Source organism: Sphingomonas sp., assembly GCF_042096255.1.
Lineage (GTDB): Bacteria > Pseudomonadota > Alphaproteobacteria > Sphingomonadales > Sphingomonadaceae > Sphingomonas.
Genome location: NZ_JBELLZ010000049.1, coordinates 1 through 24,920 on the forward strand (window position 1 = coordinate 1; position 24,920 = coordinate 24,920).

The window sequence follows — 24,920 nt, forward strand, 5'->3', positions numbered from 1 at the left end:
CGAAGGAGTAATCGGCGAACTCCAGGCATTCCTTCGGGCCGTTGGACCAGAGGTACCGATACATGCTGGTGTGCACCGGCTCGCCGAACCCGTCGAGCCCGGTGCGCCAGGTGTAATTCCATTGGCCACCCCATTCGGACTGCCGCTCGAAGCAGACCAACTCGGGCACCTCGGCGCCCTTGGCCTGCGCGCTTTGGAACGCGCGGAGCTGGGCGAGCCCGCTCGGTCCGGCGCCGATGATTGCCACCCGTTGCGTCATCTCAGCTCAAACCCCTCTTATTCGCCCGTCCCGGATGCGCCGGGCGCTTGCCAGCGCGCGCCATCATCCTATTCCCGGGAGAAACTGCCTTGCTTCACAGGAATAGCGCAGCGCAACTCGATTCGTCGAGAGATTTCCTGTCACGAAAACAATTTTCCTGTGATTGACAGCCTGAGGACGCCGCCATATCCAATCGGCGTACCGTAATCGGGGTGGGGTGAGCACAGATGTGCGGCATTGTCGGATTGTTCTTGAAGGATCGCGCGCTGGAGCCGCAGCTGGGCGGGCTGCTGGCGGGAATGCTCGAGGTGATGACGGACCGTGGACCCGACAGCGCGGGCTTCGCGGTCTATAGCGACGGCGCCGCCGGCATTGCCAAGCTGACCCTGCGGGGCGGGGACGGCGAGGCGATCGGAGCCGCGCTGGCCGGGGCCTTGGCGATCCAGGTCGATGTGCGCACCAAGGACAGCCATGCGGTGCTGTCCGTGCCGTCCGCGCAGGAAGATGCGGTCCGTGCCTGGCTCGCGGAGGCGCATCCCGAGGTCGCCGTCACCGGCGCCGGCAAGCGGATCGAATTGTACAAGGAGGTCGGGCTGCCGAAGGACGTTGCCGGGCGCTTCGGGCTCGCCGGCATGAGCGGCAGCCACGGCATCGGCCACACCCGCATGGCGACCGAATCGGCGGTGACCACCGCCGGCGCGCATCCCTTTTCGACCGGGCCGGACCAGTGCCTGGTGCACAATGGCTCGCTCTCCAATCACGCAAGCCTGCGCCGCACGCTGGTGCGCGAGGGCATCCGCGTCGAGACCGAGAACGACAGCGAGGTCGCCGCGGCTTATCTCACCTGGAAGATGCGCGAGGGCGCCACGCTCACCGAGGCACTGGAGGCCGGGCTGGAGGATCTCGACGGCTTCTTCACCTTCGTCGTCGGCACCGAGAACGGCTTCGCGGTGATGCGCGATCCGATCTCCTGCAAGCCGGCGGTGATGGCCGAGACGGACGCCTATGTCGCCTTCGCTTCCGAATATCGCGCGCTCGCCGGCCTGCCGGGGATCGCCGAGGCGCAGGTGTTCGAACCCGAACCCGCGCGCGCCTATGTGTGGGAGCGCCACTGATGCCGACCGTCGATCTGGCGCAGACCAGCCGCTCGGACCTCAATGCCCAGCTCCACGCCCTCTCGCAGGACACCAACGAGACCTTGTGGGAGGTGCTGAATCCCGCCGGCCAGCACGCGCTGGCGGTAGGCCTCGACGTTCCGGTGACGGTCGAGATCCACGGGCACGCAGGGTATTATTGCGCGGGCATGAACAAGCAGGCCACCGTCACCGTGCACGGCAATGCCGGCGTGGGCGTCGGCGAGAACATGATGTCCGGCACGGTGCGCGTCCATGGTGATGCCAGTCAGTCGGCGGGCGCGACCGCGCATGGCGGCCTGCTGGTGATCGACGGCAACGCCTCGGCGCGGTGCGGCATCTCGATGAAAGGCGTGTCTATCGTCGTGAAAGGGTCGATCGGGCCGATGAGCGCCTTCATGGCGCAGTCAGGCTCGCTGGTCGTGCTCGGCGACGCCGGCGATGCGTTGGGCGATTCGATCTACGAGGCGCGGCTCTATGTGCGCGGCACAGTGAAGAGCCTGGGCGCGGACTGCATCGAGAAGGAGATGCGGGCGGAGCACCGAGAGGAGCTTCGCGCGCTGCTCGACGCCGCCGGGGTCGATGGTGACGTCTCGGTCGAAAGCTTCAAGCGCTATGGCTCCGCCCGGGGCCTCTACAACTTCCACGTCGACAACGCTGCGGCGTACTGAAGGATCTTCCGATGGATACGTCCGGCACCCCGCGCACCCTCCCGCGCCACTCCGCCACCTTCGACCCGTACACCCTGTCGGAGATCCGCCGTGCCGCCGCCACGGGGATCTACGATATCCGCGGTGCCGGCGCAAAGCGGGCGTTGCCGCATTTCGACGACCTGCTGTTCCTCGGCGCCTCGGTATCGCGCTATCCGCTGGAGGGATATCGCGAGAAGTGCGGCACGGACGTCTGGCTGGGCACGCGTTTCGCCAGGAAGCCGATCCACCTGAAGATCCCGGTCACCATCGCGGGCATGAGCTTTGGTTCGCTCTCCGCGCAGGCGAAGGAAGCGCTCGGCCGCGGCGCCAGCGCGGCGGGCACGTCCACCACCACGGGCGATGGCGGCATGACTCCGGAGGAGCGAGGACAGTCGCAGACCCTGGTCTATCAATACCTTCCGTCGCGCTACGGCATGAACCCCGACGATCTGCGCAAGGCGGACGCGATCGAGGTTGTCGTGGGGCAGGGCGCCAAGCCGGGCGGCGGCGGCATGCTGCTGGGGCAGAAGATCTCGGACCGCGTCGCGCAGATGCGCAGCCTGCCCAAGGGGATCGACCAGCGCTCCGCCTGCCGGCATCCCGACTGGACCGGCCCCGACGACCTCGAGATCAAGATCGAGGAACTGCGCGAGATCACCAATCACGAGAAGCCGATCTACGTGAAGGTCGGCGCGACGCGGCCCTATTACGACATCGCCCTGGCGGTGAAGTCCGGCGCGGACGTGATCGTGCTGGACGGGATGCAAGGCGGCACCGCGGCGACGCAGGACGTGTTCATCGAGCATGTCGGCATCCCAACGCTCGCCGCCATTCGCCCGGCGGTGCAGGCGCTGCAGGACCTGGGGATGCACCGGAAGGTGCAGCTAATTGTCTCCGGTGGCATCCGCAACGGCGCCGATGTCGCCAAAGCGATGGCACTGGGCGCGGACGCGGTGGCGATCGGTACCGCCGCCCTGGTGGCGCTAGGCGACAACAATCCATCGCTGGAAGAGGAATATCGCGCGCTCGGGAGCACCGCCGGCGCCTATGACGATTGGCAGGAGGGGCGGGATCCCGCCGGCATCACCACGCAGGATCCCGAACTGGCCGCGCGGCTCGATCCGGTCGCCGCGGGGCGGCGCCTGGCGAACTACCTTGCCGTGCTGACGCTGGAGGCGCAGACCATCGCGCGGGCCTGCGGCAAGAGCCACCTGCATAATCTGGAGCCGGAGGATCTCGTCGCGCTCACGGTGGAAGCCGCCGCCATGGCGCGGGTGCCGCTGGCGGGTACGGACTGGGTACCGGGGCGCGCCACCTACTGAACTCTTGACGCCAAGGCGCTGAAAACAGGCGCCGTCGTCCGCTGGAAGCAACTGGGTTTCAAACGGGGCGTGGCGCCGGACGATGGCGGCCGCCCAGCGGGGAAGGCATGCAATGACGGTGGATCTCGGCAAAGTCGCCAAGGACAAGGGCATCAAATATTTCCTGGTGTCCTTCACCGACCTGTTCGGCGCGCAGCGCGCCAAGCTGGTGCCGGCCAGCGCGATCGCCGGCATGCAGGCGGACGGGGCGGGTTTCGCCGGCTTCGCGACATGGCTGGACATGACGCCCGCCGATCCGGACCTGTTCGCGCGGCCAGACCCCGCCTCGCTGGTCCAGCTGCCCTGGAAGCCGGAAGTGGGCTGGCTGGCGGCGGACCTGTGGATGTCCGGCAAGGCGGTGGAGCAGGGGCCCCGCAACGTGCTGAAGGCGCAGATCGACCGCGCCGCCGCCATGGGCTTCCAGATGAAGACCGGCGTCGAATGCGAGTTCTTCCTGGTCGATGCCGAAGGTTCGGCGATCGCCGATGCCGCCGACACGCAGGTGAAGCCCTGCTACGACCAGCAGGCGCTGATGCGCCGCTACGACGTGGTGACCGAGATCTGCGACGCCATGCTCGATCTCGGCTGGCGCCCGTACCAGAACGATCACGAGGATGCGAACGGCCAGTTCGAGATGAACTGGCATTATGACGACGCGCTGGTGACTGCCGACCGTCATGCCTTCTTCAAATATATGGCCAAGGCGATCGCGGAGAAGCATGGCCTGCGCGCCACCTTCATGCCCAAGCCGTTCACGCACCTGACCGGCAATGGTTGCCACATGCATGTCTCGCTGTGGCAGGGCGACAGCAACGTCTTCAAGGATGACACGCACCCGGCCGGACTGTCGCAGACCGGGCTGAACTTCATCGGCGGGATCATCAACGTCGCCGATGCGCTCGCCGCGTTCCTCAACCCTACCGTCAACAGCTACAAGCGGATCAACGCGCCGCGCACCACGTCGGGCGCCACCTGGGCACCCAATTCGGTTACGTGGACGGGCAACAATCGGACCCACATGATCCGCGTGCCGGAAGGAGACAGGTTCGAGCTGCGGCTCGCGGATGGCGCGGTAAACCCGTATCTGATGGCGGCCTCGGTGCTGGCGGCAGGCCTCGACGGAATCGAGCAGCGGCGCGATCCGGGCAAGCGGCTCGATATCAATATGTATACCGAGGGCCACACCGTCACCGACGTGAAGAAACTGCCGCTGAACCTGCTGGATGCACTACGCGCGCTGGAGGCGTCTCCGCTGGAGACGATGCTCGGGCCCGTGGTGCCGAGCTATCTCAAGCTGAAGCATGGCGAGTGGAACGATTACGCGCGCCAGCTGACCGATTGGGAGCGCGCGACCACACTGGACTGCTAAATGGTTAGTCTCTGAATTGTCATTTCCAGAGTGAAGGGCATGAGCGCCGGTGGCTGGGACGCCCGCGCTTGCGGGATACGAGCCGGGCCGCGCGGTCCTGCCGCACGCGCTCCAGCAACCGGTAGATCTGTCGACGCTCCAGGCTCAGCAGCGCCATCGCGTCCGCCACGCGCCTACATGTCGTTCATCCGATAATACACATTATGTAAAGTTGTGCTATCTGGCCGAAAGGTAGTGGATCGGCTCATCTCGGTTCTCCGACGGGTTCGAGCACCAACGTCCGGCCTTCGATCCGCCAGCTTTTCAGCTTCGACAGGAAGTTCATCCCGATCACGTCGGTCTGTCCGAAAGCATCGGCGACCACTACCGGCAGGTCGTGGGCGGTAATCCCGCCGATCTCGAGGCGCTCGGCGGTCGCCCGATCGGCCAGCACCGTGCCGTTTGCGGTGTCGATCGCTACTTGGAACACACCGTCCCGGTCGATCTCCGCAGCGCTGGCGGTGGCACGCGACAGGGCGGTGATGCTGGCGCCGCTGTCGATCAGCATGCGCCGGCTGATATCGTTGATCGACACGGTGGCATAGAAATGCCCGTCCGGCGCCATCGCGATCCGCACTGTCTCGCCGACCACCTGCTGGTCGTCGCCCACCAGGGTCCGGCGGGCGTCATCCAGGACGCCGCCGATCTTGCCACGCTGGCTGACGACGATCAGGCCGAGCCCGAAGATGCCGATCCAGGCGAGCGCCATCTTGAGCGTCTGGCCGAGCGGGATGCGGCGGGCGAGCAGTGCGGACAGTGGCAGCAGCAACGCCATGGCGTAGAAGACGAACTCCGCGCCTTGGTCGCCGCTCACCAACCGATCTCCAGCCCGTCATACCCAGGTTCGACCCCGTCGGGCAGCTCGGCGCAGAGCGTGGTGTAGTCCATCGACTGGTCCATGTGCATCAGGATCGTGCGCCCGGGTCGCAGCCGCTCGACCCACTCCAGCACCTGCGCGACATGCGGGTGCGAGGGATGCGGACGGCGGCGCAGTGCATCGACGATCCACACGTCCAGTCCTTGATACAGCGCCTCCATTTCCGCCGTCATCGCACTGAAATCCGTGGCGTAGCCGATCGCCTTGCCATCCGCCTCGAAGCGGAGTCCGGCAGAGGTGATCGAGCCGTGCGGCTGGTCCGTCGTCGTTATGCGAACGCCGCCGATCTCCAGCCGGTCGGGCAGCAGCTGTGCGGCGATCGTCGGCGGATAGCCGTGGCGGCCGTGGAAGGTGTACCCGAAGCGCTCCTCCATCACCTTCATCGTCGACGGCCGGGCATAGCCGGGCACGGGCCGGCCGAGCGCGTGGAAAATCTGGCGGACGTCATCGATGCCGAACGTGTGGTCGGCATGGTCGTGCGTCCACAGGATCGCGTCGACCACCCCCACGTCCGCGGCGAGCAATTGCTCGCGCATGTCCGGGCCGGTGTCGACCAGCACGCGGGTGCCGCCATGCTCGACCAGGATCGACGCGCGCGTACGGCGGTTGCGCGGCTCGGCCGGATCGCAGGCGCCCCAATCGTTGCCGATCCGCGGCACGCCGGACGAGGTGCCGCAGCCGAGCAAGCGCACCTTCATGCGCGGGTCTTGCTGAATAACTGGTGGAAGTTGTTGGCGGTAACGGTCTTGAGTTGCTCGACATCTTCGCTGCGCAGTTCGGCCAGGAAGGCGGCGGTATCGGCAACGAAAGCCGGCTCGCCGGTCTTGCCGCGATGCGGGACAGGGGCGAGGAACGGCGCGTCGGTCTCGATCAGAAGCCGATCGAGCGGCAGGCCCATGGCGGTCTCCTGAAGATCGCGCGCGCTCTTGAACGTGACGATGCCGGACAGCGAGACGTAGAAGCCGCGGTCGATGCCCCAGCGCGCCAGATCGGCGCTGCCGGTAAAGCAGTGGAGCACCGCGGCAAAGCCGCCCTTCCCCAGCTCGTCGTCCATCAGCGCCATCGTGTCCGCCTCGGCGTCGCGGGTGTGGACGACCAGTGGCACGCCCGCCTCGCGCGCGGCGGCGATGTGCGCGCGGAAGCTCGCCTGTTGGCGTGCGCGATCGGAATGGTCGTAGTAATAGTCAAGCCCGCTCTCGCCGATCCCGACGATGCGCGGATGTCGCGCCCGCTCGACCAATTCGGCGGTATTGACGTGCGGATGCTGGTCGGCTTCGTGCGGGTGGATGCCCACAGTGGCCCAGACATCCGGCTCGCGTTCCGCGGTGGCGAGCACGTCATCCCACTCGCTCTCCCGCGTCGCGATGTTGAGCATAGCGGTCACCCCCCGCGCCCGCGCCCGCGCCAGCACCGCCTGCTGGTCCTCGGCGAGCCCCTTGTAGTTGAGGTGGCAGTGGCTGTCGGCGAGCATCATGCCTCCGCGGGCAGGTCGAGGCGCGGGAACACCGGGGTTGGCGGCGCGATGCGGAAACCGCTCGCCGCCTGCCGGTCGTACCACCCGTCGTCGTCAATCGCGTCATGGTTGCGCGCGTCAGCGCCGAGCTGGTCGAGCACCTTGCCCGCCGAACCCGGCACCACCGGCAAGATCGCGATTGCCAGCATCCGGATCGCGCGTACCAGGGTGCGCAGCACCGCATGCATCCGCTCCGGATCGGTTTTGCGCAGCGACCAGGGCGCCTGCGCATCGATGTAGGCGTTGCACGCGAACACGCCGCGCAGCCATGCTTCGACACCCTGGCTGAGCATCAGGTCCCCAAACGCCGCCTTTAGCCCGGCGCAAGCGACCACTACTTCTTCGATCAGCGCGCCATCGGCCCCTTCGGCGCGACCGGCCTCCGGCATCGCGCCGTCCAGATTCTTGGCGATGAACGAAAGTGTGCGCTGGGCGAGATTGCCGAAGGCGTTGGCCAGCTCAGCATTCACCCGCGTTACAATGGCTTCGGCCGAATAGCTGCCATCACTGCCGAAGCTCACCTCGCGCAGCAGGAAGTAGCGCAGCGCATCCACCCCGAACGCCTCGGCGAGGTCAAGCGGGTCGACCACATTGCCGAGGCTCTTCGACATCTTCTCGCCGCGGTGGAGCAGGAAGCCGTGGCCGAACACGGACTTGGGCAGCGGCAATCCTGCGGACATCAGGAACGCCGGCCAGTAGACCGCGTGGAAGCGGACGATGTCCTTTCCGATCAGGTGCAGGTCCGCCGGCCAGTGCGGCATGTCGCCAGGATAGCCCGCGCCGGTGAGGTAGTTGGTCAGCGCATCGACCCAGACGTACATGACGTGCCCCGGCGATCCCGGCACCGCCACCCCCCAGTCGAAGCTGGTGCGCGATACCGACAGGTCCGAAAGCCCGCCCTCGACGAAGCGCATCACCTCGTTGCGGCGGCTTTCGGGGCGGATGAAGTCCGGGTTGGTGGCGTAGAGATCGAGCAGCGGCTGCTGGTATCTCGAAAGGCGAAAGAACCAGGTTTCCTCCGCGGTCCACTCCACCGGCGTGCCCTGCGGCGACAAGCGGACGCCCTCTTCCCCCCCGACGAGCTCCTTCTCGTCGTAGAAGGCCTCATCGCGCACCGAATACCAGCCCTCGTAGCGATCGAGGTAGAGGTCACCGGCGTCGGCCATCCTTTGCCACAGCGCCTGGCTGGCGGCATGGTGATCGGCGTCGGTGGTGCGGATGAAGCGATCGTAAGAGATGTGCAGAGCATCGCACATCGCCTTGAAGTGACTGGACATCTCATCCGCCAAGGCGCGCACCTCGACGCCGCGGTCGCGTGCGGTCTGCACCATCTTAAGGCCGTGCTCGTCGGTGCCGGTCTGGAAGCGGACCGCGCGGCCGGTCTGACGCTGGAAGCGGGCGATCGCATCGGCGGCGATCGCCTCATAGGCATGGCCGATGTGCGGCCGGCCGTTGGGGTAACTGATCGCGGTGGTGATGTAATAAGGCTCGGCCATGCGCCGGCCCTAGTGCATCGCCCCGCGCGCGTGAAGCCGCGCGACAAGGCCCGCCATCTCCAACACCGTGCCCGCCGGATCGAGCGACAGCGCCCGCGCCGCCGCGGCGAGATCGCGCGCCTCGGCATAGGTGTCTAGCGCGGTGGCCAGTTCGGGCCCATGCCGCAGCGGCGCCGCGTCGGCGATGAAGCTGGGCGCGCGCTCCAGGAACGCCTCGTAGCGCGGCTGGGAAGCCTTGCCGGCCAGCGCGCGCGACAGTTTCAGCCGTTGCGCGTTGCCCGTGTCGCCATCGCGCGCGATGGCGGCGAGCGCGTCGTCGATCCCGCCGATGTCGAGCCCGGCGTAGCGCAACGCCCGCCCCGGCGAGCCGCCGCCGATCCGCACCAGCGCGTCGATCTCCCCCGGCGACGCCTCGGGCAGCGCATCGCCCAGCGCCCCGCGCATCTCGTCGGGCGCGAGCGGCTCGAAGCGGAGCAGCCGGCAGCGCGAGCGGATGGTCGGCAGCAGCCGGCCGGGCGCGTGGCTGATCAGCAGGAAGATCGTTCCCGCGGGCGGCTCCTCCAGGCTCTTGAGCAGCGCGTTTGACGCGCCCGGCCGTTCGACATCATCAATCGCGTCGATCACCACCACTCGCCGCGCGCCCATTGCGGGTGCGGTGGCGAACATCGGCAGCAGCGCGCGCACCTGCGCGATCGGGATTGAGCGGGCGAGCTCGGCCGGCTTGTCCGGGTCCTTGGGCAGGCGGCGCAGCTCGCGATAGTCCGGGTGTGCTCCCGCTGCCATCATCGCGGCGGTGCGGCTTTCGGCGGCCACCCCGAAGTCTTCCGTGCCACGCTCCCCAGAAGCCTCAGCCAGAAGTCGCGCGGCTGCCTCACGCGCGAACGCAGCCTTTCCCACGCCCTCTGGCCCGGCGAACAGCCAGGCATGGTGGAGCGCCCCACCCGACATCGCCGCGCGGAACGCCGCGCGCGCCGCCGCATGGCCGCGCCATCGGGTCACAGCAGGTCGGCGAGGCCGTCGAGCAATGCCGCGGTCACCGCCTCGACCGGGCGGGTCGCATCGACCATCCGGACCCGATCGGGCTCGTGCGCGGCGATCCGGCGGAAGGCGTCGGCGACCGCCTGATGGAACGCCGAATCGCGCTGAGCGAACCGATCGGTGGCGCCGCCGTCCCGCCTGGCGGCACGGCGGGCGCCTTCCTCAGGGCCCATGTCCAGCACGAAGGTGCGATCGGGCAGCAGCCCCTTCGACCCGAAGGCGTGGAGCGCCAGCACCGCCGCATCGTCGATCCCCTCGGCCGCGCCCTGATAGGCGCGGGTCGAATCGAGGAACCGGTCACAGATCACCCAGCTTCCCGCCGACAGCGCCGGGCCAATCGTTCGCTCGACATGGTCCGCGCGCGCCGCCGCGAACAGCAGCGCCTCACTATGTGGGCTCCAGCGGTTGGTCTCGCCGGTCAGCAGCAGCGCGCGGATCGACTCGGCGCCGTCGCTGCCGCCCGGCTCGCGCGTGACGACAATGGGTATCCCGCGCGCCTCCAGCGCCGCGGCGAGTGCGCGTGCCTGCGTCGACTTGCCCGCGCCCTCCCCGCCTTCCAGCGAGATGAAGCGCCCTGCGGTCATCCGAACAGACCGGTCAGCCCTGCCCAGGCGCGGCCGAAGAAGCCTGCTTCGCCCACATCTGCAGCGGCGGCGAGAGGGAGCGTCTGGTCGGGCAGGCCCGGCGAAGAGACGACCAGGTCGGCAACATGCGCGCCGGCCTTGATCGGCGCCTTGATCGGGCCGTTGTAGACGATCTTGCCCGACATCGCCGGCACCGCGCCCGAGGGAAGCGCAACGGTGAGGTCCTTGGGCGCGACCAGCCCGACGGTGCCGCTGCCACCCAGTTGCACCTGCGCCTCGCCGACCTGCCGCCCTTTCTTCACCAGCGGCTTGGACTGCCAGGCGCCGAAGCCCCACTTCATGAAGCGCACCGATTCGTCAGCACGCTGATTGAAGCTGGTCAGCCCGGCGAGAACCATCACCAGCCGCCGACCGTTCTGCTCGGCCGACCCGGTGAAGCCGTATCCCGCTTCTTCCGTATGCCCGGTCTTGAGTCCGTCCGCGCCGGCGACGCGACCGAGCAACGGATCGCGGTTGGCTTGCGTGATCGCTGCGCCCGAGCCCAACGTCTTGCCCCAGGTGAAATCGCGGCGCGAATAGAACTGCTTATAAAGCCGCGGATGGTGCTCAATCGTCGCCGCGGCGAGCTTGGCAAGATCGCGCGCGGTCACATAAGTCACGCCATTGTCAGGCCAGCCATTCGAATTGCCAAAATGGCTGTTGGTAAGCCCCAGCTTCTTCGCCGCATCGTTCATTCGGTCGGCGAAGGCCTGTTCGGTGCCCGAAATGCCTTCCGCGAGCACCACGCAGGCGTCGTTACCGGACAGGACGACAATGCCGTACAGCAGGTTGGCGACCGACACCTGCTCGCCCGGCGAGAGGAACATGGTGGAGCCCGCCTGCGGTCCGTGCCAGCGGCGCCAGGTCTCCGGCTCGACCGTGATCATCTGGTCGAGCTTGAGGTCGCCGCGCTTGATCATCTCGAAGGCGACATAGACCGTCATCATCTTCGCCATCGAGGCGGGCGGCATGCGGCGATCAGCGTCCTTTTGAAACAGCACCGCGCCCGACGACAGGTCCTCCATGAAAGCAACCGGTGCGGGCGTGTCGAAGCGCGGCGCGGCGGCGATTGTCGGATAAGCGACCGCCGCGGCGACGATCGGCGCGGAGAGAAGAAGGGCTTTACGCATCAACGGGTCACCAGTTTCAGGGAAGGACTTGGGCATCGGCATAGCCGCGGCGAGCGGCGCCGTCACGTGCCTGGCGCGCGGCGGCCGGATCGGCAAACGGACCCAGGCGGACACGCCACAGCCGCCCCGCGGGCTCGACCGAACCGCCGAGCGCGCCGGCGATTTGCCGGGCGCGGGCTTCGCTCTACACCGCGGCGACCTGAACACGGAAGCGGCCTGGGATGGCCCGCACGCCCGGCGTACTTGGCCTGGGGGCTGCCACCCTTGTCGCGGCCGCAGCGCGGTTCGGCGCCGTTGCGGGCTGCGGGCTAGCGCGACGGCGTAGCGCGGCCAGCAGCGCGGGCGGCGCATCCATCCGCGGCGAGGCGGCACGTCCAGCGGCGAGCGCGGCGGCATCGGCCGGATTCGCGACCGCGGCGCGGACGCGGACGACGGCCCCGTCGGGGTTGCCCAGCAGCGCGGCGGCAGCGGGTCTGAGCGCGATCTCCCCGATGCTGTCGGTCGGCCCGTCGATCCGGACCAGGATGGTACGGCCGGTCTCCAACCCAGTCACCTCGGCAGCGGATCCCACCGGCAGCGTGGCATGCAACGCCGCGACCGCATCGGCACCGCCCTGCGTGACGGTCGCGCGGCCCACCGCGTCATAGGCTGGTGCCTCGGCGGTCTCCGGCGGGCGGAGCGGTCCGGAGTCCACCGCGGAGTCGCGCGATGGCGTTGCTGGCGGCTGCGGCCGCTGGTCGTCGTAGGTTGGGCGTCCACTTACCGGGCGATAGTCGGAGCCCGTGCAGCCGGACAGCGCGGCGGCGAAGACCAGGAGTTCAATGCTCGATCGCATCGGCCAGCAATCCCACCGACAAGGCATAGAAATTGGAGCAGTTATAGTCGAGGATTACGCGGTAGTTGCTGGTCAGCAGATAGGCGGTCTGGCCCTCGCCATCGGGCTCGATCAGCGTCGCCATTACCTCGCTGCCCGGCCACGAACCACTTTGCGGCACCAGTCCTGCGGCTCGCCATTCCGCCATGGTCCGCCATCCGCTGTGCCGCTGGAAGACGCGCGGGCAGCGGGGGCTGATGAGCCGATTGGCCATGACTCCCCTGTCGAACGCCGCGGGAACGCTCACCGCGACGCCCCAGGGCTGGTTCGCACGCCAGCCGGCATCGACGAAATAGTTGGCGATGGAGGCGAGTGTGTCGGGCGCGCTGGTCCAGATGTCCGCACGGCCATCCCCGTCTGCGTCGCGCGCCAGGCGCAGGTAGATGGACGGCAGGAACTGGGGGTTGCCGGTCGCGCCCGCCCAGCTGCCCTTGAGCCGCTCGCGCGGGACGCCGCGGTCCATCATTTTCAGCGCGGCGACGAACTCGCCCGAGAACAGCGCGCGCCGGCGTCCCTCATAGGCCAGAGTCGCCAGGCTGCGCAGCAGATCGAAGTCGCCGGTGTAGCTGCCGTAATTGGTCTCATGCCCCCAGATCGCGACCATGATCGATTCGGGCACGCCGGTCTGCGCCTCGATTCGGGCGAGCCGCCCGCGCTGCGCCTGATAGGTGGTGCGCCCTCGCGAGATGCGCGCCGCATCGACATGGCGCCGACGATAGGGCGCGAACATCGGGATGGGAGCGTTCGCGCCGCCGCCCGGCTGCGCACGGTCGAGCTCCACCACGCGCGGATTATAGGTCAGCGTCGGGAACACCGCATCCGCGGTTCCGCGGCTGATCCCGGCGGCGAGCGCCTGCGCTCGCAGCTGCGGCAGATAACGCTGGAACCCCGCTTCATCCTGCGCGAGCGCCGACCCGTGGATGCCAAGGCATGCCAGCGCGGCTACCGCCGCTCGCACTATGCCACCAAAGAAAGCTGACCCCCACACACCGCAGCATTGGCACATCGGCAAGGCCGCGGGCAACGCCCGATCGCCGCGGCGCTTGCACAAACCGGCGCTTGCGGGCTTAAGCGAACCCAGACGGACAGGTGGCCGAGTGGTTTAAGGCAGCGGTCTTGAAAACCGCCGTGGGTTTACGCCCACCGTGGGTTCGAATCCCACCCTGTCCGCCACTTAGCGGACGTCGATGTTGGCCAGTCTCCGAAAGCTCTGTTCGTCCAGCGGCCTGATGAATTCGCAACCGGCCGAATAGTCGTCCGACCACATCACTTCTGCCATCGCCGGCTCGAGCCCCGGCAGGGTGAGCCAGATGATCATGCCGCGCTTCAGTGGCGAATAGGTCTGGAGTCGGACGCCGTGCAGCGAGATGTTGACGACCGTGCACAAGGTGCGACTGAGGCCGTCGTGCTTGAGCGCGGCGCCAAACGAAACCGGCGCACGCGTGCTGCGGCGCCGGTTATCCTCGTCGAAGGGCTCGAACTCGGCAGCAAACACAGTGCCAGTGTGAGCCGGAAATGATTAAGAACTGCTTACCTGCGCAGCCCTTACTTGCGCAGCGTGAGCCCACCGCCGAAGCGCTTGTTGAAGCGCGCGACCTGGCCGCCCTGGTCGAGCATCTGGCCGCGGCCGCCGGTCCAGGCCGGGTGCGCCAGCGGGTCGATTTCCAGCGTCATCGTGTCGCCTTCCTTGCCCCAGGTGGAGCGGGTCTCGTACACGGTGCCGTCGGTCATCTGCACCTTGATCATGTGATAGTCGGGGTGCGTATCTTTCTTCACGTCTGATGCTCCTGGAGGGGCTGGTTACCGACCAGCCGAAAGGAAGCGGCGCGCCTAGCAGAAGCGCGGCACGCTCGCAATGCCGTTGGCGGCGCTCAAGCGCTCGGCGGGTCCGCGATCATGGCGGTGAACTGTGCTTCGGCAATCAACTGGCCGTCGGCCTGCACCCTGCCGGAGAACTTGCACACGGTGGCGCGCTTCTGGAGGAACGACGCCTCCAGCCGCAGCAGCACGCCCGGCTCCACCGGCCGGCGGAACTTCACGCCCTCGATCGCCATGAAATAGACGAGCTTGCCGGATCCGGCAAGGCCGAGGCTCTCGACGGCCAGGATCCCCGCCGCCTGCGCCATCGCCTCGACCAGCAGCACGCCGGGCATGATCGGCCGCGACGGGAAGTGCCCCTGGAAGAACGGCTCATTGATCGTCACTGCCTTGATGGCGACGATCGACGTGTCCGGCACGATCTCCTCGACACGGTCGACGAGGAGGAAAGGATAGCGGTGCGGAAGCGCCGCCATCACCCGGGCGATGTCATACCGCCCGGGTGTGGAAGCCGCGTCGCTCACCGGCCCTGCGGCTGCTGGCGCTGGGTCGCGGGGGCGGCGGCGGCCTGCTGACCGGCCTGTCCCGGCTGCCAGTTGGCGGGCGGAGTCACGCTTACGCTGGGCACCGACTTGTCGAGCTCGGCGGTGATCGCCGCCGTGATGTCCGCCGCGGGCTGCGCAAAGATCGCCGCCGCCGGACGCAGCACCAGGCTGACGTTCTTGGCGCGCACCGCCGCCTGCACGGCGTCGTTCAGCTTGGCGGAAATCTGTTCGACGGCATAGGCCTGCGCACGCTGCGCCGGCTGGGTCAGTCGGCCGATCTCCTGTTCGGCGGCCTGCTGCTTGGTCTGGATAGCGGTCGCCTGCGGGCGGAGCGAGGCCTCGTTGGCGCCCGGAGCCGCGGCGGCCTTGCGATAAGCGTCGACCAGCGGGCGCAGCTCCGCCTCGACCGCCGTGCGACGCGTGTTCGCCTGGTCGATCTGGGTCTTGTAGGTGGTCTGGATCTGGCTGCGAGCCGCGGCCCACGCCTTGGAGTTCGCGACGGCGGCCTCCGGATCGGCGACGGCGATGCCGCTGACCTGCGCCTGCGCATGGCCGGCGAGCAGCGCCGGCGCGGCCAGCGCCGCAGCCGCGATGGTGGTCTTGAAGAGGTTCATCAGAACTGCGTCCCTACGTTGAAGGTAATGAGCTTCTTGTCGTCGCCCGGCTGGCTGATCAGCGCCCTCGCAAGGTCGATGCGCAGCGGCCCGAACGGAGAATTCCAGTTGGCGCCGATGCCGATCGAGAGACGTGGCTTGGCGGAGTTGCCGAGATACTCCTCGGTGAACGGCGTCGTCTCGAACGTATAGGCGGGATTGGCGATCGTGCCAATGCACGCGCCCGCGCTGTTCGGGATGCCATTGGCGCAGGTGGTGACCGATGTCACCGGCGCATTGGTCGCCGGGTCGGTGCTGGTGTAGGTGTAGAGCAGCTGGCCGGCACTGTTGCTCTGCTGGAGGAACAGCGACCCGACATAGGTCTTGCCGGTGGTGGGATCGGTCAGCGTCGGGAACTCCGCGGTCGGACGCGGTCGGGTGATGTTCCACAAGCCGCCCGCCTGAACATAGACCGAGGGGCGGATGCCCATCTCGCGTGCGCCGGCACCCAGCGGGATCTCCAGCTCGGCGCGGGCCAGGTAATAGGCGCGACCGCCCAGCGCGTCGTCGACGATCTCGTCGCGATCGTCGCGCAGCACCTGCGCCGGCGACCCATCGGTGAAGTAGGTACGGCGGATGCGCGGGCCGACGCCGCGGATGTCGAAGCCGCGGAACTGCGGCTCACCCAAGTAGAATCGGTCGATGATGCGGACCGCGTCGATTCCCGGACCCGGGCTGTCCTGGAGCGGGTGGATGTACCCGCCCTCCGCATTCACCGAGAAGATGAAGCCGCTGTTGCCGAGGCCCCAGAACTTGGCGCCTTCCGCCCGGGTGCGCAGATACTTCACGTCGCCGCCAAGCCCTGCGAAGTCCTGGCTGAACGAGAAGCGCTGTCCCGCCGTCGGCCGCAGGCGGCTGTTGAGGCTGTCGAAGATCAGCGAATAGCCGATCGACGACGTCCAGCGGTTGCCCAGCGAATCGCACAGATAGCGGCCTGCGAGCAGCGCATCGCAATTCCCGTTGCGGAAATAGCTCTGGTCGAGCGACACTTCGTCATACGACAGGCCGTAGCGGCCGGACAGCGACCAATATTCGGTCAGCGGCACGCCCGCACGCAGCTGGAAGCCGGTCGACACCTGGCTGTAGGTGGTGTTGCGATCCGTGCCGATATAGTTGAACGCGTTGAAGTCGCGGCGGAACACGTCGACGCCGACGGCGATGTTCTTGTCGAACAGGTAGGGCTCGGTGAAGCCCAGCTCGATCGACTTCGAATAGCTGGAATAGTTGACACCGGCGCGCAGTTCCTGCCCCTTGCCGCGGAAGTTGCTCTGGGTGATGTTCGCCTGGAGAATGAACCGCTCCAAGCTGGAGAAGCCGGCGGAGAGCTGCAACTGCCCGGTCGGCTTCTCCTCGACATTCGCGTCCAGCACGATCCGGTCGGGCGAGGAACCCGGGGTCTGCTTGATCTCGAACTTGTCTTGGAAATAGCCCAGGCTGTTGATGCGGTCCTGCGAGCGCTTGACCTGGAAGCTGTTGAACGCGTCGCCTTCGGAGAGGCGCACCTCGCGGCGGACCACCTTGTCCTGGGTCTGCGTGTTACCGGTGACGTTGATCCGCTCGATATACGTCCGCTGCGCCTCGGCGATGTGGAAGTTGATCGACATGGTCAGTGCGTCGCGGTCCCGGTTGAACTCCGGGTTCACCTCGGTGAAGGCATAGCCGAACAGGCCGGTGGTATTCTGGAGGCTCTCGACCGTGTCCTCGACCAGCTTGGCGTTGTACCAGTCGCCCTTCTTGAGCGTCAGCGTCGAGGCCATCCGCTTGTCGTCGAAGTCGCGGATGTCGCTGTCGACCGAGATGTCGCCGAACTTATAGCGCGGGCCTTCCTCGACCACGTAGGTGATGATGAAGTCGCGCTTGTCCGGGGTCAGCTCGGCCACTGCGCTCGTCACGCGGAAATCCGCATAGCCCTCGGTCAGGTAAAACTGGCGCAGCTTCTGCTGGTCATAGGCCAGCCGGTCCTGGTCGTAGGAGGTGTTGCTGGACAGCAGGCGGAACAGGCGCGCCTGCTTGGTCGCCATCTGCTCGCGCAGTTTGTCGTCGGAGAACACCTCGTTGCCGATGACGTTGATCTGGCGAACCTTGGACTTCGGGCCCTCGCTGATCTCGAACACGACATCGACGCGGTTCTGGTCCAGCGACACCATCTGCGGATTGACGCTGGCGGCGAAGCGGCCCTGGCGTCGATACAGCTCGACGATGCGCGCCACGTCCTGCCGCACCGCGGTGCGGGTGAAGATCTGGCGCGGCTTGAGCTTGATCTCCTTGACGATCTTGTCGTCCTTGAGCCGCTTGTTGCCTTCCAGGATCACGCGGTTGATGATCGGGTTTTCGCGCACGCGCAGCACCACGTCGCCCGTCTCCGCGCCGGAGATGGTCACGTCGGCGAACAGGTCGCTGGCGTAGAGATCCTTGATCGCCTGATCGAGCGTCTCGTTCGAATAGGCCTCGTCCTGGCGCAGCTTGGTGTAGCTGAGCACCGTCTCCGGCTCGATCCGCTGAGAGCCTTCGACCCTGAGGCTGCGTATCGTGCGTTCCGGCGCGGCAGGTGTCGTCGGAGCCGCAGCCGAAGGTGGCTGCTGCGTCGGTGCGGCCGGCGCCTGTGCGTCCGCGAAAACGGGTACGCCGGCCAGCATCGTCGCGCCGAGCAGGGCGGCCGGGACACGCATGCGTTGAGTTCCAATCAAAACCGTCACCAAGTCCACCCCGGAAATCCGCGACGCACACGCCGCGCGTCGCCCTGCCTTATCCCTGTCAGCCGATCAAGCCGGCGAGGCTGCGCCACAGGCCCAGGTTGCCCAGATCGTTGAAGGTCACCACCAGCATCAGCGCCAGGATCGCCGCCAGGCCGCCGCGATAAGCCCATTCCTGCGCGTCCGCCCCCACCGGCTTTCGCCGCACCGCCTCGATCGCGTAGAACATCAGGTGCCCGCCATCCAGCATCGGGACTGGCAGCAGGTTGATGAACCCCAGATTGATCGAGACAAGCGCGATCAGGAACACGAACGCCTGTGCGCCGAGCGTCATCTGCTCGCCCGAAACCTTGGCGATCGAGAGCGGGCCGCCGAGTTCCTTCACCGAGCGGCGGCCATTGATCACCTGGGCGATCGTCTCAACCATCATCGACAGGATCTCGCCGGTCTGGCGTATCGCCACCACCGGCGCCTCGATCGGACTCACCGGCACGATCACCGGCCGCGCGGGCGCGATGCCCAGCATACCGACCTTGAACTCGTTGCCGAAGCGGTCGCGCTGCACTTGCGTCCCGATCCGCACTTCCACCGAGCGGTGCGCGTCATCGCGCACGTAGTCGATCCGCACCCGCTCGCCTGCGCGGATCTTCACGTAGCGGACCATGTCGTCGAAGGTCGCCATGCTGCGACCGCCGATCGCGACGATGCGGTCGCCAGCACGAAGGCCCGCCTGTGCCGCCGCCGTGCCCTCCACCGCGCGCCCCACGGTCGCGGGCGTCCGGCTGTCGCCGTAAGCCAGCGCGAAGCCGGCCAGAATCAGGATCGCGGCAGCGAAGTTCACCGCCGGACCCGCCGCAACGATGATCGCGCGCTGCCATACGGGCTTCGCCTGGAAGGTCGCGTTGCGCTCCGCCGGCGGCAGCGCCAGCCATTCCGCCGAGGGCTGCGAAACCGCGTTCATGTCGCCGGCGAATTTGACGTATCCACCCAGCGGCAGCCAACCGACCTTCCAGCGCGTGCCACGCCGGTCGGTCCAGCCAGCAACTTCGCGGCCAAAACCGATCGCGAACGCGTCGGCCTTCACCCCAAACCAGCGGCCGGCGAGATAATGCCCCATCTCGTGCACGAACACGAGCGGGCCGATCACCAGCACGAAGGCCACTATCGTTAGGAGCAATCCCGGGCTCTCGATCAAAAGACGCGATCCTTCACACGCTCGTCCCGGATGCCCGCCGACGCAATGGCCCGCGCCTCGGCATCGACCTCAAGCACCGCGTCCAGCGTGTCCGGCGCGGCGGGATCGAAGCGCTCCAGCGTATCCTCCACGATTGCGGCGATTTCGAGGAAACCGATGCGGCCAGCCAGAAAGGCGGCCACCGCTATCTCATTGGCGGCATTGAGGATCGCGGGCCGCGCGCCGCCTGCTTCCAAAGCATGGCGGGCCAGGCGCAGCGCGGGGAAGCGGATCGGATCGGGCGCCTCGAAGTCCAGCCGGCCGACCGTAGCGAGATCGAGCGGCGCGCCGGGCGTTTCCATCCGGTCCGGCCAGGCGAGCGCCACCGCGATCGGCGTGCGCATGTCGGGCGTGCCGAGCTGCGCGATTGTCGAGCCATCAACGTAGTCCACCATCGAGTGGATCACCGACTGGCGGTGTACCACCACGTCGAGCTGATCGGGCGCGACCGGAAAAAGGTGGAACGCCTCAATCAGCTCCAGCCCCTTGTTCATCATGGTCGCCGAATCGACCGAGATCTTTGCGCCCATCGACCAGTTCGGGTGCGCAACCGCCTCGGCCGGGGTGATCGCCGCCATCGCCTCGCGCGGGCGGTCGCGGAACGGCCCGCCGCTCGCTGTCAGCACGATGCGGCGGACGCGCTTGGTGTGCCGCGGATCGAGGCACTGGAAAATCGCGCTATGCTCGCTGTCGACCGGCAGCAAAGTCGCGCCGTGACGCGCCACCGCGGCGGTGACCACCTCGCCGGCGGAGACCAGCGACTCCTTGTTGGCGAGTGCGATGATGCCGCCCTGCCCCACCGCCGCCATCACCGGCGTGAGACCCGCGCAGCCGACGATCGCGGCGACGGTGACGTCGGCGCCCATCGCCGCCGCCTCGCACACCGCCTTCGCCCCGCCCGCTGCCGCCACGCCGCTCCCGGCGAGCCGCTCGCGCAAAGCGGGCAGGCAGGTCTCGTCCGCCACCACCGCGCGGGCGGCGCGCGTGCGGACGGCAGCGGCGGCGAGCCGCTCGACATCGCAATTGGCGGTGAGCGCCAGCACGCGGAACTGCTCGGGCGCGCGCTCCAGCAGGTCGAGCGTCGAGGTGCCGACCGATCCGGTCGCCCCCAGTACGGTGACGGTCCTCATGCGCCCAGCGCCTGCACCAGGCTGGGCCACATCACCAGCAGCGCCGCGATCGGCGCCACCGGCACCAGCCCGTCCAGCCGGTCCATCAGCCCGCCATGGCCGGGCAGGATGTTGCCCGAATCCTTCACCCCCGCGCGCCGCTTGAGCCAGCTTTCGTAAAGGTCGCCGCCCTGCGCCAGCACCGCCAGCAGCGGCGTCGCCAGGGCGAGACGGAGCGGCAACCCGTAACGCACGTGCATAACCGCGCCGAACAGCCCGGCAAAGGCGACCCCGCCGATCAGCCCCGCCCAGGTCTTGTTGGGGCTGATCACCGGCGCCAGCTTCGGCCCGCCGATCGTCCGCCCCGCGAAATAGGCGCCGATATCGGTCGCCCACACCAGCGCCAGCGTCCACAGGGTAAGCACAATCCCGTGCGGCTGGTCGCGGATCAACACCAGCGCGAACACCGGCAGCCCGCAATAGAGCGTGCCGATCGCCAGCGCGCGCCGTCGGGTGACGATCACCGCGAAGAAGGCGGCACCGACCAGCAGCCCCAGCGAGAACGGGTCCGATCCCGCCGCGATCGGTGCCATGATCGCCAGCGGCACGGAAAGAATATACTGGCCCAGCCGCTTGGCCTTGGGATCGATCCCATGGAGGTCGGACCATTCCGCCATCATGAACAGCGCGATCACGACCATCAGCAGCCACAGTGCGCCGCCGCCGGCGAGCAGCGCGCCGAGCGCGCCGGCGATCATCGCGATGCCGGCAATGGCGCGCACGCGAAGATCGGACGGGGTCTTGACGTGGGTCATCGAGCCTGGGTCACAGGCCGCCGAAGCGCCGCTGCCGCTGGCCGAAATCCGCCACCGCCGCGGACAGCTCGTCGGCACCGAAGTCGGGCCACAGCGTGTCGACGAACAGCAGTTCGGCATAGGCTGCCTGCCACAGCAGGAAGTTCGACAGCCGGTGCTCGCCGGAGGTGCGGATCAGCAGGTCGAGCGGCGGCAGCTCGCGCGTCTCCAGCTCCCCCTCGATCGCGGCCTCGTCGATCTGCTCGGGCGGCAGGCGCTCGGCGAGGCGGCGGGCAGCGCGGGTCAGTTCGGCCTGCGCACCATAATTGAGCGCGATCGCCAGGCTCGGGCCGGTGTTCGCCGCAGTCCGCGCCAGCGCGTCGTCGATCAGCGTCACCACGTCGGTCGGAAAGCGGCGATAATCGCCCAGGATGCGGAGCCGCACATTCTCGCGCTGAAATTCGGCCAGATCGGAGCGGATGAACAGCCGCAAAAGGCCCATCAGATCGCCGATCTCCTCGGCCGGGCGGCGCCAGTTCTCGCTGGAGAAAGCGTAGAGGGTCAGCGCCTCAATGCCGAGCGCGCGCGCCGCGCGGGTGACGCGGCGCACCGCCTCCACCCCCGCGCGATGGCCCGCCGCGCGCGGCAGCAGCCGCCGCTTCGCCCAGCGGCCATTGCCGTCCATGATGATGGCGACATGGCGCGGCACCGCCGCATCCGGTCCGGCGAAGACGGGCGCGGTGCTCATCGCGATGCTGCCCCGTGCGTGCTGGGCCGCTCATGCCCCCGGCATGAGCTAAACAGCTGGCGCTGTTTGCCCATCACTTGTTCATGATTTCCTTTTCTTTCGCCGCGGCCACCGCATCGATGTCAGCGATGGTCGCGTCGGTCAGCTTCTGCACTTCGGTCTCGTGGCGCTTGCGCTCGTCCTCGCCGAACACGCCCTTCTTCTCGTCCGTCTTGAGCGCATCCATGCCATCGCGGCGGACGTTGCGTACCGCGACCTTGGCCTTCTCCGAATAGGAACCGGCGAGCTTGGCGAGTTCCTTGCGGCGCTCCTCGGTGAGGTCCGGGATCGGCAGGCGCAACGTCTGGCCGTCGTTGATCGGGTTGAGGCCCAGCCCGGCCGAACGGATCGCCTTCTCCACCGGGCTGACATTGCTCTTGTCCCACACCTGCACGGAGATCATCCGCGGCTCGGGTACGGAGACGGTCGCCACTTGGTTCAGCGGCATGTGCGAGCCATAGACCTCGACGGTCACCGGATCGAGCAGCGAAGTGGAGGCGCGGCCGGTGCGCAGACCGCCGAGATCGCCCTTCAGCGATTCCACCGCACCCGCCATCCGGCGCACGAGATCGGCCTTGTCATATGCGGGCATGCCCGTCTGTCTCCTGTCTATTCTGCGCTCTGGACGACCGTGCTGGTGCCCTCGCCGCGCAGCACGGCGGCGAAGTTGCCGTGTTCACGGATATTGAACACCACGATCGGAATATGGTTGTCGCGGCACAAGGCCACCGCGCTCGCGTCCATCACCTTCAGGTTGCGTGCGAGAACGGTGTCGTAAGTGACGGTCTCAAAACGCGTGGCGTCCGCGACCTTCTTGGGATCGGCATCATAGACGCCATCAACGCTGGTACCCTTGAACAGCGCGTCGCAGCCCATCTCCGCCGCGCGCAGTGCCGCGCCGGAATCGGTGGTGAAATAGGGTTCGCCGACGCCCGCGGCGAAGATCACGACGCGGCCCTTCTCCAGGTGGCGGGCGGCGCGGCGGCGGATCACCGGCTCGCACACCTTGTCCATCGAAATGGCGGACTGGACGCGCGTGTCGACGCCGATCTGCTCCAGCGCATTCTGCACGGCGAGCGCGTTCATCACCGTCGCCAGCATGCCCATGTAATCGGCCGTCGCGCGCTCGAATCCCTTGGCGGCGGCGGCGAGCCCGCGGAAGATGTTGCCCCCGCCGACCACCACGCACAGCTCAAATCCCTGCGCCTTCACGTCCGCGATCTCGCTCGCGACCCGCGCGGTCACCGCAGGATCGATCGCGGTCCCGCCGTCGCCCATCAGGACCTCGCCCGAGAGCTTGAGGAGAATACGTTTATAGCGGCGGGTCATCGGGTCTCGCACGGATCGGAAGGCGGCGCGGACCTTAGGCGGGCGCAGTTACGGGAGCAACCTTTGTGACACGAGCGCGCAACGCGAGATCAGATCGCCACCGCGGAGCGGACCAAACGCAAGCAGGGCCCCGGCTCTCGCCGAGGCCCCTCCTCATCGCAGCGATAGTGCCCGCGCTTACGCGGTCGGCTCGGGCTGCTTGTTCTGCGGAACGCCCGAAGCGGCGGCGACTTCGGCGGCGAAGTCCGACGTTTCCTTCTCGATGCCCTCGCCCAGCTGGAAGCGGACATAATCCACCAGCTTGATCTCGGCGCCGGCATCCTTGCCTGCCTTGGCGACGACGTCGCTGATCTTGGTCTTGCCGTCCATAACGAACAGCTGGCTGACCAGCGCATGCTCCTTGCGGAACTTGGCGATCGAACCCTCGACCATCTTGGCGATGATGTCCGCCGGCTTGCCGCTCTCGGCCGCCTTCTCGGTGGCGATCGCGCGCTCGCGCTCGATCTCGGCCTCGTCGAGGTCGCCCTCGTTCAGCGCCTTGGGGAAGGCCGCCGCGACGTGCATCGCCAGTTGCTTGCCGAGCGATTGGAGAACCTCGTCGGAAGCCTCGGACTCGAGCGCGACGAGCACGCCGATCTTGCCGAGCCCCGGGCCCTGCTGGTTGTGGACGTACGGCACGACCGCGCCCTTCGACACCTCCAGCACGCGCGCGCGGCGCAGCACCTGGTTCTCGCCGATAGTGGCGATGTTGTTGGTCAGCGTGTCGGCGACGGTGGTGCCCGACGGCATCGCCGCGGCCTTGATCGCCTCCACGTCCTCGCCCGCCGTCAGCGCAACCTGGGTCGCCTCGCGGACGAACTCCTGGAACTGCGCGTTCTTGGCGACGAAGTCGGTTTCCGAGTTCACCTCGATCGCCGCACCCTTGGTGCCGCTGACCGCGACGCCGACCAGGCCCTCGGCCGCGGTGCGGCTGGACTTCTTGGCCTGGGCGGCGAGGCCCTTGGCACGCAGCCAATCGACGGCGGCATCCATGTCGCCCGAAGTCTCGTTGAGCGCCTTCTTGCAATCCATCATGCCCGCGCCGCTCTTCTCGCGCAGGTCCTTGACCATGGCTGCGGTGATATCGGCCATCGTTCTCATCCTTCGGTTGGTATCGGTCAGATATGGGTACGGGCGGGGCGGAGCGAAAACGCCCTGCCCCGCCCGCATGACAGTTCGGCGACGGTTAGGCGTCGATCTGGCGCTCGGCCTCGGCGCCCGCACCCTCAACGGTGCCGGCACCCTGCTGCTCGGGCTCGACGGTCAGCGCTTCCTCGGCGATCGGCTCGGCCATCGCGCCCATGTCGTAGCCGCGGCGCGACTGCTGCTCCTGGTTGCCGCGGGTGGCGGCGATCGCCACCGCCTCGCAATACAGGCGGATCGCGCGGCTGGCGTCGTCGTTCGCCGGCACCGGGAAGGCGATGCCGTCCGGCGAGACGTTCGAATCGAGAATCGCCACCACCGGGATGCCCAGCGTGTTGGCTTCCTTGATCGCCAGCTCTTCCTTGTTGGCGT

At 67.7% G+C, this 24,920-nt stretch carries 28 protein-coding genes, 1 tRNA gene and 1 pseudogene; 5 read left to right on the top strand and 25 right to left on the bottom strand.

Annotated features, from left to right (window positions below; all coding sequences use genetic code 11):
- A pseudogene (locus ACFDTH_RS10395) lies at positions 1–247 on the bottom strand (hypothetical protein); the annotation flags it as partial.
- A gap of 239 nt (positions 248–486) precedes the next feature.
- Between ACFDTH_RS10395 and ACFDTH_RS10400 the strand changes: the two are divergent.
- The 4 genes from ACFDTH_RS10400 to glnT all read left to right on the top strand — a co-directional run bounded on the left by ACFDTH_RS10400 (position 487) and on the right by glnT (position 4,814).
- On the top strand, positions 487–1,374 hold the full coding sequence (locus tag ACFDTH_RS10400) for a glutamine amidotransferase family protein (protein ID WP_375287455.1): 888 nt from the start codon (positions 487–489) through the stop codon (positions 1,372–1,374).
- Positions 1,374–2,063, top strand: coding sequence for a protein glxC (locus tag ACFDTH_RS10405; protein ID WP_375287456.1), 690 nt, complete (start codon positions 1,374–1,376; stop codon positions 2,061–2,063). The genes ACFDTH_RS10400 and ACFDTH_RS10405 overlap by 1 nt, the downstream gene beginning before the upstream one ends.
- Positions 2,064–2,074: 11 nt before the next feature.
- Positions 2,075–3,406 (top strand): FMN-binding glutamate synthase family protein, encoded by a 1,332-nt coding sequence (locus ACFDTH_RS10410; protein ID WP_375287457.1) that lies wholly within the window; start codon positions 2,075–2,077, stop codon positions 3,404–3,406.
- Between the two features lie 112 nt (positions 3,407–3,518).
- Positions 3,519–4,814, top strand: a complete 1,296-nt coding sequence (glnT, locus tag ACFDTH_RS10415) for a type III glutamate--ammonia ligase (RefSeq protein WP_375287458.1) — start codon at positions 3,519–3,521, stop codon at positions 4,812–4,814.
- Positions 4,815–4,833: 19 nt separating this feature from the next.
- On the opposite strand, the gene ACFDTH_RS10420 is transcribed toward glnT, so the two are convergent.
- From ACFDTH_RS10420 to ACFDTH_RS10470, 11 genes are all read right to left on the bottom strand, one after another.
- A complete protein-coding gene (locus ACFDTH_RS10420; protein WP_375287459.1) occupies positions 4,834–4,983 on the bottom strand; it encodes a helix-turn-helix domain-containing protein in 150 nt (49 codons plus the stop codon).
- A 75-nt stretch (positions 4,984–5,058) separates the two neighbouring features.
- Complete coding sequence (locus ACFDTH_RS10425; RefSeq protein WP_375287460.1) at positions 5,059–5,667, bottom strand: TIGR02281 family clan AA aspartic protease; 609 nt, start codon at positions 5,665–5,667, stop codon at positions 5,059–5,061.
- Positions 5,664–6,428, bottom strand: coding sequence for an MBL fold metallo-hydrolase (locus ACFDTH_RS10430; protein ID WP_375287461.1), 765 nt, complete (start codon positions 6,426–6,428; stop codon positions 5,664–5,666). Before ACFDTH_RS10430 ends, ACFDTH_RS10425 begins: the two co-directional genes overlap by 4 nt.
- On the bottom strand, positions 6,425–7,201 hold the full coding sequence (locus ACFDTH_RS10435) for a TatD family hydrolase (RefSeq protein WP_375287481.1): 777 nt from the start codon (positions 7,199–7,201) through the stop codon (positions 6,425–6,427). The genes ACFDTH_RS10430 and ACFDTH_RS10435 overlap by 4 nt, the downstream gene beginning before the upstream one ends.
- Positions 7,201–8,739, bottom strand: a complete 1,539-nt coding sequence (gene metG / locus ACFDTH_RS10440; RefSeq protein WP_375287462.1) for a methionine--tRNA ligase — start codon at positions 8,737–8,739, stop codon at positions 7,201–7,203. Before metG ends, ACFDTH_RS10435 begins: the two co-directional genes overlap by 1 nt.
- 9 nt (positions 8,740–8,748) lie before the next feature.
- Positions 8,749–9,738, bottom strand: a complete 990-nt coding sequence (locus ACFDTH_RS10445; protein WP_375287463.1) for an AAA family ATPase — start codon at positions 9,736–9,738, stop codon at positions 8,749–8,751.
- Positions 9,735–10,361, bottom strand: a complete 627-nt coding sequence (tmk, locus tag ACFDTH_RS10450) for a dTMP kinase (RefSeq protein ID WP_375287464.1) — start codon at positions 10,359–10,361, stop codon at positions 9,735–9,737. The genes ACFDTH_RS10445 and tmk overlap by 4 nt, the downstream gene beginning before the upstream one ends.
- Positions 10,358–11,530, bottom strand: a complete 1,173-nt coding sequence (locus ACFDTH_RS10455; RefSeq protein WP_375287465.1) for a D-alanyl-D-alanine carboxypeptidase family protein — start codon at positions 11,528–11,530, stop codon at positions 10,358–10,360. The genes tmk and ACFDTH_RS10455 overlap by 4 nt, the downstream gene beginning before the upstream one ends.
- A 16-nt stretch (positions 11,531–11,546) precedes the next feature.
- Positions 11,547–11,693, bottom strand: coding sequence for an SPOR domain-containing protein (locus ACFDTH_RS10460; protein WP_375287482.1), 147 nt, complete (start codon positions 11,691–11,693; stop codon positions 11,547–11,549).
- 21 nt (positions 11,694–11,714) lie between these two features.
- A complete protein-coding gene (locus ACFDTH_RS10465; RefSeq protein ID WP_375287466.1) occupies positions 11,715–12,365 on the bottom strand; it encodes a hypothetical protein in 651 nt (216 codons plus the stop codon).
- Positions 12,349–13,410 carry a lytic transglycosylase domain-containing protein gene (locus tag ACFDTH_RS10470; RefSeq protein WP_375287467.1) on the bottom strand — a complete coding sequence of 354 codons (1,062 nt, stop codon included), beginning with the start codon at positions 13,408–13,410 and terminating at the stop codon, positions 12,349–12,351. Before ACFDTH_RS10470 ends, ACFDTH_RS10465 begins: the two co-directional genes overlap by 17 nt.
- A 77-nt stretch (positions 13,411–13,487) precedes the next feature.
- Between ACFDTH_RS10470 and ACFDTH_RS10475 the strand changes: the two genes are divergently transcribed.
- Positions 13,488–13,577, top strand: a tRNA-Ser gene (locus ACFDTH_RS10475).
- Position 13,578: 1 nt separating this feature from the next.
- Here the strand turns inward: ACFDTH_RS10475 and ACFDTH_RS10480 are convergent.
- From ACFDTH_RS10480 to ACFDTH_RS10540, 13 genes are all read right to left on the bottom strand, one after another.
- Positions 13,579–13,899 carry a PilZ domain-containing protein gene (locus tag ACFDTH_RS10480; RefSeq protein WP_375287468.1) on the bottom strand — a complete coding sequence of 107 codons (321 nt, stop codon included), beginning with the start codon at positions 13,897–13,899 and terminating at the stop codon, positions 13,579–13,581.
- A gap of 50 nt (positions 13,900–13,949) precedes the next feature.
- A complete protein-coding gene (gene rpmE, locus ACFDTH_RS10485) occupies positions 13,950–14,180 on the bottom strand; it encodes a 50S ribosomal protein L31 (RefSeq protein WP_375287469.1) in 231 nt (76 codons plus the stop codon).
- 95 nt (positions 14,181–14,275) lie between these two features.
- Positions 14,276–14,746 carry a 3-hydroxyacyl-ACP dehydratase FabZ gene (gene fabZ, locus ACFDTH_RS10490; RefSeq protein WP_375287470.1) on the bottom strand — a complete coding sequence of 157 codons (471 nt, stop codon included), beginning with the start codon at positions 14,744–14,746 and terminating at the stop codon, positions 14,276–14,278.
- On the bottom strand, positions 14,743–15,381 hold the full coding sequence (locus tag ACFDTH_RS10495; RefSeq protein ID WP_375287471.1) for an OmpH family outer membrane protein: 639 nt from the start codon (positions 15,379–15,381) through the stop codon (positions 14,743–14,745). The genes fabZ and ACFDTH_RS10495 overlap by 4 nt, the downstream gene beginning before the upstream one ends.
- Positions 15,381–18,089, bottom strand: a complete 2,709-nt coding sequence (bamA, locus tag ACFDTH_RS10500; protein WP_375287472.1) for an outer membrane protein assembly factor BamA — start codon at positions 18,087–18,089, stop codon at positions 15,381–15,383. Before bamA ends, ACFDTH_RS10495 begins: the two co-directional genes overlap by 1 nt.
- Before the next feature lie 85 nt (positions 18,090–18,174).
- Positions 18,175–19,308 carry an RIP metalloprotease RseP gene (gene rseP / locus ACFDTH_RS10505; protein ID WP_375287473.1) on the bottom strand — a complete coding sequence of 378 codons (1,134 nt, stop codon included), beginning with the start codon at positions 19,306–19,308 and terminating at the stop codon, positions 18,175–18,177.
- Positions 19,305–20,477, bottom strand: a complete 1,173-nt coding sequence (locus ACFDTH_RS10510) for a 1-deoxy-D-xylulose-5-phosphate reductoisomerase (RefSeq protein WP_375287474.1) — start codon at positions 20,475–20,477, stop codon at positions 19,305–19,307. The genes rseP and ACFDTH_RS10510 overlap by 4 nt, the downstream gene beginning before the upstream one ends.
- The gene (locus ACFDTH_RS10515) at positions 20,474–21,271 is read right to left on the bottom strand and encodes a phosphatidate cytidylyltransferase (protein WP_375287475.1); all 798 of its coding nucleotides are present in this window, start codon (positions 21,269–21,271) and stop codon (positions 20,474–20,476) included. The genes ACFDTH_RS10510 and ACFDTH_RS10515 overlap by 4 nt, the downstream gene beginning before the upstream one ends.
- A 10-nt stretch (positions 21,272–21,281) precedes the next feature.
- Entirely contained in the window at positions 21,282–21,998 is a 717-nt protein-coding gene (locus ACFDTH_RS10520; RefSeq protein WP_375287476.1) for an isoprenyl transferase, read from the bottom strand.
- Between the two features lie 73 nt (positions 21,999–22,071).
- Entirely contained in the window at positions 22,072–22,629 is a 558-nt protein-coding gene (gene frr, locus ACFDTH_RS10525; RefSeq protein ID WP_375287477.1) for a ribosome recycling factor, read from the bottom strand.
- Positions 22,630–22,646: 17 nt separating this feature from the next.
- Positions 22,647–23,366: a UMP kinase gene (gene pyrH / locus ACFDTH_RS10530; RefSeq protein WP_375287478.1), complete on the bottom strand. Its 720-nt coding sequence runs from the start codon at positions 23,364–23,366 to the stop codon at positions 22,647–22,649.
- A 177-nt stretch (positions 23,367–23,543) separates the two neighbouring features.
- Positions 23,544–24,497 (bottom strand): translation elongation factor Ts, encoded by a 954-nt coding sequence (gene tsf / locus ACFDTH_RS10535; protein ID WP_375287479.1) that lies wholly within the window; start codon positions 24,495–24,497, stop codon positions 23,544–23,546.
- A gap of 94 nt (positions 24,498–24,591) precedes the next feature.
- Positions 24,592–24,920: 30S ribosomal protein S2 (locus ACFDTH_RS10540; RefSeq protein WP_375287480.1), on the bottom strand; the 329-nt coding region annotated here is incomplete at its 5' end.